Source organism: Heminiphilus faecis (genome assembly GCF_008728965.1).
Lineage (GTDB): Bacteria > Bacteroidota > Bacteroidia > Bacteroidales > Muribaculaceae > Muribaculum > Muribaculum faecis.
In genome coordinates, this window is sequence record NZ_VSMC01000006.1 from 92,088 (window position 1) to 106,022 (window position 13,935).

Below are 13,935 nucleotides of genomic sequence, written 5' to 3' on the forward strand. Positions count from 1 at the left end.
AAATTACTAAATTGGCAGGTAATTTTGTGGATAAAACTTCACTTTTTGCCCATATGGAATAAAAAATCAGATGTTTTAAACAACTTTTTCAAGTATCACAGACAAATATAGACTACATTTGCATCATGACAGACAATATCGACATACTGCACCGCAAGCTGCTCATAACCATTTTGCTCATGGCATTATGCTCATGCGGAGGCAGAAGACCGGTTTCACCTGATGACAGTAAAGCGACCGTAACCCGCTTTGACCTTGATGTATTCAGATATCCCGACATGGACAGCGCCGCCCGCAATGCATTCCGCGACTCATATGCCCGGGTACTGCCTGTACTGCTCATGAATACCGCTGTGTCAGACTCCGCAGTCAACGCTTATGCAAACAGCAGAGCGGTAAAGGTGTTCACCCCTGACATCATGTCGCGCTATGACAGTCATGACTCGGTGGAGAAAGTGCTCGGGGCGATAATGGCGGCTAAACATCGCCTGATGCCTGAGCTGCAATGGCCCCGCATGTATGGCATCGTATCGCCTTACAACCAATCGATAATCATGACCGACAGCATTATGCTCATAGGGCTAAACCACTATCTCGGAGCCGACTATGAGGGCTACGGATATTTCGACAGTTATCTGCGGCATATAAAGACCGCCCGGCACATGCCTTACCACATAGTCGAAGCTGTGCTGGCCGGCAGTCATCCTTTCATACCTGATGAAAAACAGACGGCATTGAGCCGCATGCTCTACGAAGGGGCCTTGCTGAAATCAATCGAGATGCTTATGCCCGGTTTCAATCTTGCCGACGCCCTCGGATATGACTCCGCACAACTTGACCTGATAAAATCGCATGAAGCAGACATATGGAACACGCTTATAGCTAAACGGCTGCTTTTTTCAACCGTAGCTACTGTCGCCGACCGTCTTGTAAACCCAGCTCCTTACACGTCGATCATAGGTCCGGAAGTACCGGGACGCGCAGGCCGGTACATAGGCTACCGCATAGTCGACAGCTATCTGCGACACAACGACGTCACCGGGCCGCAGGACATACTGTCATCAGACTTTTACAACTCACGCAATACCCTCGTCAAATCAGAGTACAGCCCACGATGAAGGGGGCGACAATAAAAAGCCGACATAGGCAGTCGTGCCGGAGCCGGCTGCCTATGTCGGGTCAATTTACGATAAAGCCGCTTAACGGCAAAGGCAATCCGGAATCGGCTTTGTAGCTCCGGGCAAACTGCCGTATGAACTCGATTGTTGCCGCTCGGGGCAACTCACTGCCGACTCCGCCGCTCTTGCCATTGTCAGCCGACACCGAATTGTGTCCGGTTTTCTTTTTATCCATGGCTATAGGCGGTTAATCATTAAACTTATATTGTAAACGGCAATTATGTCTGTTTTATTATAGCTGACATGACACAAACATGTAAACATAAATGAATTTTATATAATACTTATTATGTTTAACGCCACAACACGATTCAAACGGCTTTATTGTGTGCTAACCGCAAAAAATATTAAATTGATTTGTATTTGTCATGACTCGGCACTATCTTTGCAAATATCAACAAACCAGTACAAACCGATTAAAACCTTAACGCCTATAGCTTGACATTACTCTAACTATAACAACTTTAAGTAATGCACATATTGACCACTCTCACTGACGAACAGCTTGTGAGAAAATACATTGACGGTAACAACAAAGCGTTTGACACTTTATTGCATCGCCATAAGTCCAGATTGTATTCCTACATAATACGCATTGTCAAAAACAAAGATCTTGCAGAGGACATATTTCAGGAAACATTTGTCAAGATCATAATGACCCTGCGTCAGGGACGCTATATAGAATCAGGCAAATTCAGCGCTTGGCTCTCGCGCATAGCGCACAATCTGATCATAGACCACTTCCGTCAGGAAAAGGCTGAAAACAACATGTCATCCGATGACGAGGACACCAATTTGCTCAACCGCCGTGACCTATGTGAGGAAAACATCGAAGACATAATGGTTAACGACCAGATAAAAGCCGACGTGCGACGCATAATAGACGCCCTGCCCGACCCGCAGAAAGAAGTGCTCGTCATGCGTTACTATAACGACATGAGCTTCAAGGAAATAGCAGAGACCACCGGCGTAAGCATAAACACTGCTCTCGGCCGCATGCGGTATGCCATCCTAAACATGCGCCGCATAGCAGCCGAAAACAATATTGTACTGTCGGCATGACTCCAAGAGCGCAGGCGTCTACTCGCTTGTGCTCTTGGGCAACAGATATTCCTTTATAGACTGATCGATAAACTCGGCCGGCTGTACACCCATCATGCCACGCATAGGACGGCCGTCGTTAGGAAACAGGACGACAAGCGGGATGGAATTTATGCCCAAATCACGCGCCAGATCCTTATTCTCGTCAATATTAAGTTTACGGAAGTCAACCTGTCCTTTATACTTGACCGCCAAAGAGTCGATTATCGGCGACAGGCGCAGACATGGAGCGCACCAAGGCGCCCAGAAGTCGACCAACGTAGGACGTACGGGCTGCACCGTGTCACTTCGATAATTAAATATCTCTTTCATAAACTCTTCCTGACCTATAGCCTTTACAGGTTCCTGTGCTTCGGCCGACATTGCGAGTATGCATGTCAGCGACAAAGCTGTAAAAAATCTCTTTATCATTTTATCATGTTTTAATCAAGCATAAGACTTATAAACGGGCGCTCGGCCGGAAAGTCCAGCAACCGCCGCGTAACGTCATTGCCAAAAATTATAGATGTAAATACCTCCACATCTATATCGTAGTCAAGCTCACCACTGTATTCGTCATTGCGCATACATTTTCCGTCAGCTAAAGTATATACACCGTTGTTTTCATCTATCTCGGCGTCGTTAACTCTTATCGACAGCTTCATGCCGGTATAACGCCCCGCTATCACTGAAAGACACTTTTCCACGTTTACCACTCTCGCCATACCCCTAACGACATAATTGTCGTTGTCACGTACGGCATCGTAATATCCATATACGGTCATCGGACACCCGGCAAACTCTCTAAGGACTTCGGCAAGTACTGCCGCACGCGAATCACCGTCAACGGCAAGCACATCCTTGACCACAACCTCGTCTGCGTCGGGAACTGCAAACGCCATAGCCACAGGCGAGCCATGACTGTCGGCAAGTGCTATGACCGCACCGGCATCGGCCGAATTATCCATAAGTATCTCGTCATACTGCCTGCGGGTATGCTGAACGGCACATGGCCTCGACTCCATGATTCTATTGAAAAAGCCGTATGCCTCAACGCCTGAAAGATCATAATAACGGCTGTACACCCCGGTACTGCGAAATTTGTGGGCTGAAGTATACCGCTCCTTATCCATATAAAACACCGGCGAAAATCCCATATGTCCGTAGTAGTGATACAACCACTCGCCTGCCGGAATAAGCGTACACAGAATATCGCCGCGACGGTAGGATTCGCGCAAGGCATGTCCCATAAGTCGCCTCATGTAGCCGTGACCGCGCAAACTCTTGGCTGTAGCCGCGCCGCACACATAGCTCACAGATGACGTTACACCATGAAAATTCATGGTGTAACGCTGTAGCATCATCGAACTGACTATGCGCCCTTCCTCCTCAAGTACGAGAGCGTCTTCATCACGATAAACCTCGCTGAAAAACATGTCGACGTACTGATCGGTATCGTCGAAACATTCACGCCACAGTTTTAATACAGAGTCCTTCTTGTCCATACACTGAATAACAGTGTCCCCGGAGTGAAAGTTCTGTCAGCTCTGATGAGCCTGACGCAAAAGGTCGTTTACAGTCTTTACGGGATTGAATGTAGCGATAGGCACCTCCACAAAAACCGTGTTCCAGTCGCTCATGGCTCCGTTCCACAGACCCGGAAGCTCAAGAGCACGGAGCTCCTTGCCGTTCTTGGACTTGGATGATATAAAACCGGTGTCGGGGTCCACATAATCGGGCAGATTAAACTTCCGGCCTTCGGCATCCTTCACATAGCACACAAGATCCACAGGATTGAAGTGAGTGGCGCGGCCCATCATCTCCTTATAAGCGGAATTGGCCGGATCAATCTGCGTGCTCTCAAGGATTTGCGGCGAAGTGGACCCGTCGGGATTGTAGGCGATGAACGGGCCTCCACCCGGCTCGCCCTCGTTACGTACCATGCCGCACACTCTTACCGGACGGTTCAGTTTATTCTTTATATAGAGCACCAGATCCACGTCTTCAAGTGACTTCATCTTCTCATCGCGTATATTCAGGATATCGTGCATGAATGCTATCATGGCTCTGACATCGTCCATTGTATAACGGCCCGTATTGATCATGTCAAGATAATTGTCGATAGTATCCACAACCTCCACGAGATATCCGGCTATCACTTTCTTGTAGTCGACAGTAGTCTGACGCTGGCTGTCGGGCACTACGTTGTCGATGTTCTTTATAAACACCACGGCCGAGTCTATGTCATTAAGGTTCTCGATAAGGGCACCGTGACCGCCGGGGCGGAAAAGCAGCTCACCGTTTTCACGGAAAGGAGTGTTATCTGTGTTTACAGCTACGGTGTCGGTAGACTTCTTCTGTTCCGACAGACTTATGTTATACTTTACCCCAAGACGTTTTTCAAGGTCCGGCAGCGCCTCGGCTATTTTCTTGTCGAAGAGTTCGCGATGCTCGGGCGACACCGTGAAGTGCAGGTTGACAACGCCGTGTGAGTTAGCAGCAGTCTGCGCTCCCTCCACGAGATGCTCTTCAAGCGGAGTACGCGGTCCCTCGGCATAATTGTGAAATTTCAACAGACCCTTGGGCAGACCTCCGTAATTCAAACCCTCCTTTTTCAGAAGAGCTGCCACTATGTCTTTGTATCGGCCGGCACCTTTCAGTGAATCAAGATCTGCTTCGTACAAGCGCTTGGCGGCCTCGTTCAGCTCGTCATAAAACGCGAAGCGTGGAAGCTCTTTTATAAAGGAGTCGACAGCCGAACCTTCGGCAGGCACATCCTCGCTGCCGTCAAGAAATTCAAACAGCGCCTTGAACATACGCGATGCAGCACCCGACGCGGGCACAAATTTATACACCTGACCTCCATCGGCAAGGAAACGGTCCCAACGGGCTACCGCCTTTTCACGGCCGGCATCGTCAAGGCTTATTATACCGTCGCCCACACGGGCGGTGTCGAGAATACGCAGATAAGGGAAACCTGTCTCGAAACGACGTAATTGCGCTTCAAAAAGTTCGGGGGCTATGCCTCTTTGCTCCAGTGTTTTTTCGTCTTGATTGGTCATATTGTTGATTTTGGTTAATACTTTGCACAAAAATAAGAAATATTCGCGTAAAAACCGGCTGCCGCTTATTATATTATCGAGTCATTCGCTTGAGCAGATTGTAACTCGGCACTATACCAAGTTCTCCGGCCTTGCTAAGGTCCGTCACTCCGGCATCACGGTTTCCAAGTTTCAGATAGAGATATCCCCTGTTATAGAAAGCCTCACCCAAATCGGGCTTGAGCTCTATAGCCTTTGTATAAGCGCTGATGGCCGACGTATAGTCGCCTGCACCCACCAGCAGATTGCCTTTGTTGTAGTACGCGAAAGCCATTCGCGGCGACAGTTCTATCACCCTGTTTATATCGTCGAGGACTTCGGTACGCACCATCTGTTCGGTTCGTTTTACAAGCCCCGGTACTCCTGCATTGGTCTTGTTATGGCTCATGGACTCGACCTCGGCAAGTTTAAGTCGGGCATTAGCCCGCAATAAATAAGCCAGAACAAAGTCGGGAGTCAGTTCTATGGCCTTGTCAAGGTCATTTATAGCTGCCTGATAATTGTGAAGTGTGCAGTAGTCCATAGCGCGGCCGAAGTAGTCAATGGCGCGCGGAGAGTGGGTGGATATATATGATGTATAGTACTCTATCGAAGCGAAGTGCTTGGCTATGGCGTCTTCGTCGGTAAGTTGCGGCTCACGGTTAGTCACCATGACAATAAACCGGAGCATGCGTGTGCCGTTGATCTCGTCTATCTCCTTTATATAATAGGGAGCCTCCTTAAGTTCGGTAGAGGTCACATAATAGCTCAAAGTAAACATGGGTTCTATCTCGACAGCCATGTTGCGGTCCTGAACACGCCCCTTAATGCCGGCGGTGCTGTATTCCTCCTTGACTGTGGCGTTGTTATCGATTGTCAACAGCGAGGTAAAACGGTTTGCGACATCCTGCTGTGTCTCGGGAGTCTCGGTTCCTTTTGCCACAGACTCATCACTTGCATCATCAGCCACCGGCAACTTGGATAGCGCCATCGACTTGCGGTAATCCTTCTCTGCCGATCCGGTATCGCCCATAAGCCTCTTGGCCTCCGACCGCACGAAGTATGCCCCGGCAAAACCCGGATATGCCTCGATCACCCGGTCAAGGTCGGTTATCGAGCTTCGGTAGTCGGCTATGTCTTTATACAGCAGAGCGCGGTTATAGAGAGCATGATAGTTATCGGTATCCAACTGAAGCACTTTGGAGAAGTCATCGATGGCCTTGTTGTTGTCGTGCACTTCCGCACGAAGCAGTCCGCGGTTAAACAGAGCCGTAGCATTGAGCGGCTCAAGCTGTATGGCATAGTCATAATCGGCCATTGCTCCGAAATAATCATCAAGATTATATCTGAGAAACGCTCTGTTTATGAAAAAGCCGGCATACTGCGGCTGTAGTTTTATGGCCTCGTCCATATCGGCAAGCGCACTCTTGTAGTCACCTGATGACTTTATGGCTATGTCGGCGCGCATTATATAGGCGTTGACCGCATTTTTATTTAATTCAAGCGCCTTGTTTATATCATCGACAGCAGCTATCGTATCGCCGGTGGCAAGACGCAGACGGGCACGCCCCACATAACCGTTGTCATAACGCGGATATATCCTGAGCAACTCCGCATAACTTTTTTCCGATGCCTCGTAGTCCTTGATTTCCTCCTCGGCAAGAGCTTTGTTAAACAATATGCCTTTACTCTCGGGCAGCTGCTCGAGGGCGGTGGTGTAGTCCTCTATAGCCTCGCGGTGACGTCCGAGATTCTGTCGCGCCACACCTCTTACCTCGTATGCATTGGTTATAAACGGATTCTTCTCTATCGCAAGCGATGCATCAGCCTCCGCGCCAAGATAATCGTCAAGACTGAGTTTGGCTATAGCCCTGTAAAAATAAGGTTGCGCAAGATACGGTTTGGCCGCTATGACCTGATTGAAATATTGTATGGAGAGCACATAATCTTCAAGATAAAGAGAGTTCTGCCCCACACGCAATACCTGCTCGGTATTGATCTGAGCCTTGATTTGCCCGCAAAAAAATGAACTTATTACGGCAGTTAGTATTATATATTTGATACGTGTGACTAATTCAGGCATACCGATACTATAATTTGCTGTATTTTGTTGTAAAGTTACATGTTTAAATCGTATAATCGAGTAATTTTATAAAAAATAACATCTATGACAGGCAATAAAGAGACTATCGTTGTCGTGGGCGGAGGATTTGCAGGAATGAATTTTATCAAGCGCATAGACCGCGACCGCTATGACGTGATATTGGTTGACCGTAACAACTTCCACAGCTTCCCGCCACTGTTCTACCAGATAGCATCATCGGGCCTTGAGCCGGCAAGCATATCGTTTCCGTTCCGACGCGAAATACGCAAAATGAAAATAAAGCCGCGTTTTCACATGGGCGAAGTGAAACTTCTGGACATTGCCGGCAAAAAGATCGTGACCCAGTTTGAAACTATACACTACGATAAGCTCGTCATTGCCGCCGGCACCACCAACAACTTTTTCGGCATAGAAGATCTTTACAAGTATGTATTTACGATAAAAAGCACCGGACAGGCCATAAGATGCCGCAACGAGATACTTGACCGCCTCGAACGGGCCAGCAACAGCACCAACCCCGACACCCGGCGCAAACTGTTAAGCTTCACGGTCATAGGAGGAGGTCCGTCGGGAGTAGAAGTCGCCGGAGCCATAGGCGAGATGAAGCGTTACATACTGCATCGTGAATATCCGACAATAAAATCCGATGAACTTTCCATAACTCTCATCGAGGGCAGCGACCGCCTGCTGCATACCATGAGCGGTACCGCTTCGCGCTACGCCCTGAAGTATCTCAAATCGCTTTATGTCGACGTACATCTTCAGAAAACGATGCAGTCATACCGCGACAACATCATCACCTTTACCGACGGGTCGACCATGTACTCCGAGATGATGGTGTGGACTGCAGGAGTAACGGGAGAAACGTTTGAAGTCAGAGGAGGAGAATTGCCTACAGGACCGGGACATCGATTTCTTGTCGACGAATACAACAGAGTGCAAGGTCACGACGATGTTTTTGTAATAGGAGACCTCGCTCTGCACACTGACGACCTATATCCCCGCGGGTGCCCGCAACTGGCCCAAGTAGCCATACAGCAGGCACGCAATCTCGCACGCAATCTGAACAGTGACTGCATGGAGCATCCGTTTGTTTACAACGACAAGGGCTCTATGGCCACCATAGGCTGCAACCGTGCCGTAGCCGATCTGCGCCACATGCACCTTACGGGCTTTCCGGCATGGTTCACATGGATGTTCATACATCTTATATCCATACTCGGCATGCGCAACAAGCTTGTGGTACTCACCAATTGGGTATGGGCCTATTTCTCCTACCCCACCTCGTTGCGGCTGCTCATACACCCGGGCCGCTACCCATTGCGCTCACGATGGGGAGAAAGATAGACCGCGCCCGCTACCTGTCATGGCTGATTATTGTATTTTGTTCCTAAGGCAGATTTATGGTAAAGGTGGTCAGGGCGTCAGGACCGGTGTAAGGCGATAGCGTCAGTGAGCCGCCGTTAAGCTGCACCATGCGCCGGCTTATGCTTAATCCTACACCCGTACCGGTGCTTTTCGTAGTGAAAAAAGGTACAAATATCTCGTTAGCCACCTCATCAGGTATATGAGGGCCATTATCGCTAACTGTCATGACCACTGTATCGGACTCATTGCAGTAAGCCGACAATTCTACACGGCCGTCGGGCATATCGCATACTGCCTCTACCGCATTTTTCAACAGATTGGCCAATACCTGCCCCATCATATTCTCGTCGGCATAGGCAATCAGCTCATCATCGCACTTCCGTATTATTATGCTGACATCGGACGAAGCCCCATACTGCATGGCCAAGCACATCATGCGCTCAAGAAAAGGCTTTACTGAAAATAGTCGCGGCTCGACCTTTGGCATATATACGAGTCTGCGGTATGAGGACACGAAGCTCACAAGCGACTTTCCCGTAACGGCGATGGTCGACAGTCCCTCACGCAACTCTCCCGGTCCGTCGCCGGCCCTCTCGGCAAGAGTCTCGCTAAGCGAAGTTATCGGGCCGAGCGAGTTCATTATCTCATGAGTCATGACACGTGTCAGTTTTATCCACGAGTCCACCTCCTTTCGGTCAAGACTGTCGCTTATGTCATCAAGGACTATTATCTTAATCCGGTGTTGCTGAAGCGTTATTGTCGAGACATTTACCGACAGTGTGCGCCTGCGCCCTTCAGTGGCAACCTCCACCGACAAGCGGTCGTTATTTCCGGCCGCCTCGATATGGCACATAAGATCGGCACTTACGCGCTCCATCTGCCTCATGTGGGTAAGCACATCCAATCCGAGAAGCGACAGCGCGGCCCTGTTTACCTGAAACACCACTCCGTTGTCGTATACCGACAACACTCCGGCCCCCACGCGGTCAAGTATCGATTCATAATAACGCTCTTTTTCCCCGGTCTCAACCCGTATACGTTTCAGCACCCCGCTTATACGGTTTAGCATGACATTTACATCACTGTCGCTGCTTACAGGAAACGTTATGGAAGTATCGCCGTTTTCAAGCGCGTCGAGAAGCAGAGCTATCTTGCGGCGGTCAGCCCTTGCACGCTTCACTACGGCATGTATAACCCATATTACCGCAATGATACCGATAAAGATGCCTATGTTGAGCCAAGCCCATGTCATAGCCCGTATTTTTTCAGTTTGTTATACAGAGTCTGGCGTGTTATGCCGAGCTTCGAGGCCACAGCGCTAAGATTTCCGCCACAGTCGCCGACAGCCTTAGCTATCATATGGCGTTCCATATCCTCAAGAGTCTCCATACGGTCACCTGTCAGGTCTGAAGGACGAGGTCCGGAAAGAGAGAAATGCCTTGGGTCAAGGCGCTCACCGTCGCTAAGTATCACGGCTTTCTCCACTACGTGCTGCAGTTCCCTTATGTTTCCGGGCCAAGAATGCGAAAGCAACAGACGCTCAACGTCACCGCCTGTTTCCGTGACCGGCCGGTCATATTGACGGGCGAAGCGCGCCATGAATATACGCGCGAGCGGCACTATATCCTCTCTGCGCTCTCGCAACGGAGGCAACTGCAGGTGTATGGTGTTTATGCGATAAAGCAGGTCCTCTCTGAAACGCCCGTCGCCCGTCATTGCGTCAAGATTGCGGTTGGTAGCGCAGATAAGACGTATGTCTACCTTGACCGGTTTATTGCTGCCCACTCTCACCACTTCGCGGTTCTGCAGCGTCACAAGCAATTTTGACTGAAGATGCGGCGGCAGGTTACCTATCTCGTCCATGAACAGTGTGCTCCCCTCGGCCGCTTCAAACTTACCCTGACGATCGGTCACAGCATGGGTGAACGCACCTTTCACATGTCCGAACAGTTCACTCTCAAAAAGAGTTTCGGTCACAGAACCCATATCGACAGTATGCATCGGTTTGTCACGGCGCCCCGATAGACCGTGAATTTCACGGGCCAGCACCTCCTTGCCGGTTCCGTTTTCACCGGTTATAAGCACATTGGCATCAGTGGGAGCCACACGCTCCACCATGTCGCGCAGCCGCTTCATCGCATCCGATTCTCCCCAGAACATACCGTTGTCAGCCGACGAAGCCCTCTTGGTACGGCTGCTTGCCTTCAGCACAGTATCCACAAGCCGGGCATTTTCCCACGGCTTGACTATGAAGTCGCTCGCTCCCTGCTGGATACCTCTGACTGCCAGATCGATATCGGCATAGGCCGTAAACAAAACCACAGGCATATCGGGGTTCATACGTTTTATATGTGCAAGCCAGTAAAGGCCCTCGTTACCATTGTTTATACCGGCGCTGAAGTTCATGTCAAGCAACACGCAGTCAGGCCGGTGATTGCGCAAAGTCTCGTCTATGCGCACCGGCGACGGCAGTGTGATGACCTGCTCGAAGTAAGGACGCAACAACAGACTCACCGCCGACAATACGCCACGGTGATCGTCAACTACCAGTATGGCACCATGTTTTTTCATATCGTTGCAAATCTACTAATTTTAATGTGGATATCAATTACTGCCATAATTTTTATATACTCCATAATGTCTATATTTTTTACGCCGGTGTATGATTTTTTGACAAACATCGCAGCGCATGCAAAGGCAATCAACTAAACAGCAGCGAGTTGCTTGTTTGGCACGCTTTATGTAATTTCTTATAGCGATAAATACTACAAAATGATGAAACAATTACATTATGCATGGAAAACGCTGATGCACAACAAAGGTATGGCCCTGACCAAAATCATATCACTCGGTCTCGGCCTTACCATGTGCATATTGCTGTTTGCCCGTATCGATTTTGAAAACAGTTACGACACATGCTTCAAGGAACATCAAAACATCTACCAGCTGTGGATGCAGTGGAAGCTTGGCGGAGAACTTAATGACCCGCAGATGATGTGTGTAGGCTCTCTCGCCGGAGCTGTGATGGAAGGGCTTCCCGATATTGTGGAGTCGGCGGTGACCTTACAGCCGGGCGGCATGATCGGCAAGCCGCTGAAGTATGGCGAGTCATATTATGATGAGCCCAAAATTCTTGCAGATTCACTATTTTTCAGCACTCTCGGCATAGAAGTCCTGTCAGGTAAACCTGTTGAGGACCTCGCACAGCCCGGCACAGTATTTTTAAGCGAAAGCCTCGCAAAGAAGATATTTGGCGAAAATGACCCGCTCGGCCAGCAGATAACCTATAACGGCACATGGTTTCTACATGTAAGAGGCATATACCGCGACATCCCCGACAATGCATCGATACGTCCTCAGGCTGTCATATCACTGCCCACAGTACTTTTGCGCGGCATAGGCAACCACTCTTGGGACGGCGGCGACAGCTGGTATGAATACATCAGGCTTAAAGACAAGGATGTCGACATCGACCTGCTCAACAAAAACATCAACAAAATCATACAGCAGCATGCACCCGACACCGATGACGTAGGTCTGTATGCGTTTGTGCGTCCAATCACCGATGCTCACGCAGAGATGAACGAGGATGTGCGTCGCATAAACACAATAATGTGGGTGCTGGCCATAACCCTGCTGTTCATAGCCTCGCTCAACTACTCGCTGATATCCATATCGTCACTCAACCGCCGGGCAAAGGCCATAGGCGTACATAAGTGCAGCGGTGCCGGCTCGGGGTCTATATTCACAATGTTTCTGCTCGAAACCCTCTTCATACTTATCGGCGCGGCCGCGGTCATGGCGCTGCTTATCCTGAATTTCAGCGATTTTATAGAATACTCCCTTTCCACTCCCATATCCTCTCTCTTTGCCGCCGGCCGATTATGGATACCTGTGGCCGTAATATCCGGAGTGCTCATATTGGGAGGCATACTGCCGGGCCACATATTCGCCTCTGTACCCGTGTCGCAGGTATTCCGCCGGGTCACCGAACGCAAACGCTCATGGAAACGTGCACTGCTCTTCATAGAGTTTTCGGGAGTGGCGTTCATATGCTCGTTGCTGTGCGTCATGTTTGCGCAGTACAGGTATGTGGTCAGCAAAGACAAAGGCTATGACCTCACCCGGCTCGCCACAGGACCGCTGCCGTCAGTGTACGACAGCAGCGATGCGGTGTTAGCCGTGTACAGAGGTCTGCCTTATGTGGAAAAGTTCTCTTCGTCAATTTACACGCCTCTTACCGGCTACTCCGGAGAAATTGTCTATAAAGAGGACCATGGCACCAACTTCTCGACCCGCTACGACTACGGCAACAAAGAGTATCTTGACATAATGGGTATGACAATACTTCAGGGCCGCGCTCCCGAAAAGACGGATGAAGTCATAGCCAACCAGACTTTTATCCGATACATGGGCTGGGACGAGAAAACGGTACTTACCGAGAACCCGACGATTATAGCGTATGACCAGAGAGTAAGAATAACCGGCATACTCAAAGACTTCACCATCAACGGCTTCTTCTCGGAGCAGCAGCCATTTATAATGTACTATCACCCCTATCCGCTCAAAGGACAGATGGTAATGAAACTGAAAGAGCCGTTTGAAGAAAACCTCAACCGTCTTAACGAGGACATGGCCGAAGCTTTCCCGGCAGGACATATAGAATTCAAAAGCATGGAGCGGATGAACGAAGAGCTTTACAAAGACGTCAAAGTATTTCGCGACATGACCCTGCTCGCCGCTATAGCGGTAATAATGATCACAGTCATGGGACTTGTCGGGTTCGTGAAGGACGAGATCAACCGCCGCTCCAAAGAGATAGCCATCAGAAAAGTCAACGGAGCCGAAACCGCCGACATACTGCGGCTCATGTCGGGCGACATCCTGAAGGTGGCACTTCCCGCCGTAGCGATCGGCACCGCCATCGCAGCATGGGCCGGCGACATATGGCTCAATATATTTACCGTGAGAGTCGACAACCTATGGATATATTATACACTGACCGCCATGACCATATTAATCATAATTCTGGCAAGCGTGGCTCTGCTCTCATGGCAAACCGCCCGAGAAAATCCGTCAAAAAGCCTCAAAAGCGAATAATTTAACACTTACGATAACAATATAA

11 protein-coding genes are annotated in these 13,935 nt (G+C 49.5%); 4 read left to right on the plus strand and 7 right to left on the minus strand.

What is annotated here, in order from left to right:
- The first annotated feature begins 125 nt into the window (after positions 1–125).
- Positions 126–1,118, plus strand: a complete 993-nt coding sequence (locus tag FW767_RS03995; RefSeq protein WP_121698872.1) for a gliding motility protein GldB-related protein — start codon at positions 126–128, stop codon at positions 1,116–1,118.
- A gap of 61 nt (positions 1,119–1,179) precedes the next feature.
- Here the strand turns inward: FW767_RS03995 and FW767_RS13110 are convergent, their stop codons facing one another.
- The gene (locus tag FW767_RS13110; RefSeq protein ID WP_205523802.1) at positions 1,180–1,353 is read right to left on the minus strand and encodes a hypothetical protein; all 174 of its coding nucleotides are present in this window, start codon (positions 1,351–1,353) and stop codon (positions 1,180–1,182) included.
- Positions 1,354–1,649: 296 nt separating this feature from the next.
- Between FW767_RS13110 and FW767_RS04000 the strand changes: the two genes are divergently transcribed.
- On the plus strand, positions 1,650–2,240 hold the full coding sequence (locus FW767_RS04000; protein ID WP_121698871.1) for a sigma-70 family RNA polymerase sigma factor: 591 nt from the start codon (positions 1,650–1,652) through the stop codon (positions 2,238–2,240).
- 18 nt (positions 2,241–2,258) lie between these two features.
- Here FW767_RS04000 and FW767_RS04005 read toward each other — a convergent pair whose 3' ends face one another.
- From FW767_RS04005 to FW767_RS04020, 4 genes are all read right to left on the minus strand, one after another.
- Positions 2,259–2,690, minus strand: coding sequence for a thioredoxin family protein (locus FW767_RS04005; protein WP_205523803.1), 432 nt, complete (start codon positions 2,688–2,690; stop codon positions 2,259–2,261).
- An 11-nt stretch (positions 2,691–2,701) separates the two neighbouring features.
- Complete coding sequence (locus FW767_RS04010; protein ID WP_121698870.1) at positions 2,702–3,763, minus strand: GNAT family N-acetyltransferase; 1,062 nt, start codon at positions 3,761–3,763, stop codon at positions 2,702–2,704.
- A 36-nt stretch (positions 3,764–3,799) separates the two neighbouring features.
- On the minus strand, positions 3,800–5,320 hold the full coding sequence (locus FW767_RS04015; protein WP_121698869.1) for a DUF4301 family protein: 1,521 nt from the start codon (positions 5,318–5,320) through the stop codon (positions 3,800–3,802).
- Positions 5,321–5,393: 73 nt separating this feature from the next.
- Positions 5,394–7,421: a tetratricopeptide repeat protein gene (locus FW767_RS04020; protein WP_121698868.1), complete on the minus strand. Its 2,028-nt coding sequence runs from the start codon at positions 7,419–7,421 to the stop codon at positions 5,394–5,396.
- An 84-nt stretch (positions 7,422–7,505) separates the two neighbouring features.
- Between FW767_RS04020 and FW767_RS04025 the strand changes: the two genes are divergently transcribed.
- Positions 7,506–8,789: an NAD(P)/FAD-dependent oxidoreductase gene (locus FW767_RS04025; protein WP_121698867.1), complete on the plus strand. Its 1,284-nt coding sequence runs from the start codon at positions 7,506–7,508 to the stop codon at positions 8,787–8,789.
- 43 nt (positions 8,790–8,832) lie between these two features.
- Here the strand turns inward: FW767_RS04025 and FW767_RS04030 are convergent, their stop codons facing one another.
- Positions 8,833–10,062 (minus strand): sensor histidine kinase, encoded by a 1,230-nt coding sequence (locus FW767_RS04030; RefSeq protein ID WP_121698866.1) that lies wholly within the window; start codon positions 10,060–10,062, stop codon positions 8,833–8,835.
- On the minus strand, positions 10,059–11,381 hold the full coding sequence (locus tag FW767_RS04035; RefSeq protein ID WP_121698865.1) for a sigma-54-dependent transcriptional regulator: 1,323 nt from the start codon (positions 11,379–11,381) through the stop codon (positions 10,059–10,061). The genes FW767_RS04030 and FW767_RS04035 overlap by 4 nt, the downstream gene beginning before the upstream one ends.
- Positions 11,382–11,582: 201 nt before the next feature.
- Between FW767_RS04035 and FW767_RS04040 the strand changes: the two genes are divergently transcribed.
- Positions 11,583–13,910 (plus strand): ABC transporter permease, encoded by a 2,328-nt coding sequence (locus tag FW767_RS04040; RefSeq protein WP_148463890.1) that lies wholly within the window; start codon positions 11,583–11,585, stop codon positions 13,908–13,910.
- The last annotated feature ends 25 nt before the right edge of the window (positions 13,911–13,935 follow it).

Bases quoted from the DNA above. Each gene is read 5' to 3' on its own strand.
- FW767_RS03995 (WP_121698872.1), top strand. From the start codon at position 126: ATGACAGACAATATCGACATACTGCACCGCAAGCTGCTCATAACCATT.
- FW767_RS13110 (WP_205523802.1), bottom strand. From the start codon at position 1,353: ATGGATAAAAAGAAAACCGGACACAATTCGGTGTCGGCTGACAATGGC.
- FW767_RS04000 (WP_121698871.1), top strand. From the start codon at position 1,650: ATGCACATATTGACCACTCTCACTGACGAACAGCTTGTGAGAAAATAC.
- FW767_RS04005 (WP_205523803.1), bottom strand. From the start codon at position 2,690: ATGATAAAGAGATTTTTTACAGCTTTGTCGCTGACATGCATACTCGCA.
- FW767_RS04010 (WP_121698870.1), bottom strand. From the start codon at position 3,763: ATGGACAAGAAGGACTCTGTATTAAAACTGTGGCGTGAATGTTTCGAC.
- FW767_RS04015 (WP_121698869.1), bottom strand. From the start codon at position 5,320: ATGACCAATCAAGACGAAAAAACACTGGAGCAAAGAGGCATAGCCCCC.
- FW767_RS04020 (WP_121698868.1), bottom strand. From the start codon at position 7,421: ATGCCTGAATTAGTCACACGTATCAAATATATAATACTAACTGCCGTA.
- FW767_RS04025 (WP_121698867.1), top strand. From the start codon at position 7,506: ATGACAGGCAATAAAGAGACTATCGTTGTCGTGGGCGGAGGATTTGCA.
- FW767_RS04030 (WP_121698866.1), bottom strand. From the start codon at position 10,062: ATGACATGGGCTTGGCTCAACATAGGCATCTTTATCGGTATCATTGCG.
- FW767_RS04035 (WP_121698865.1), bottom strand. From the start codon at position 11,381: ATGAAAAAACATGGTGCCATACTGGTAGTTGACGATCACCGTGGCGTA.
- FW767_RS04040 (WP_148463890.1), top strand. From the start codon at position 11,583: ATGATGAAACAATTACATTATGCATGGAAAACGCTGATGCACAACAAA.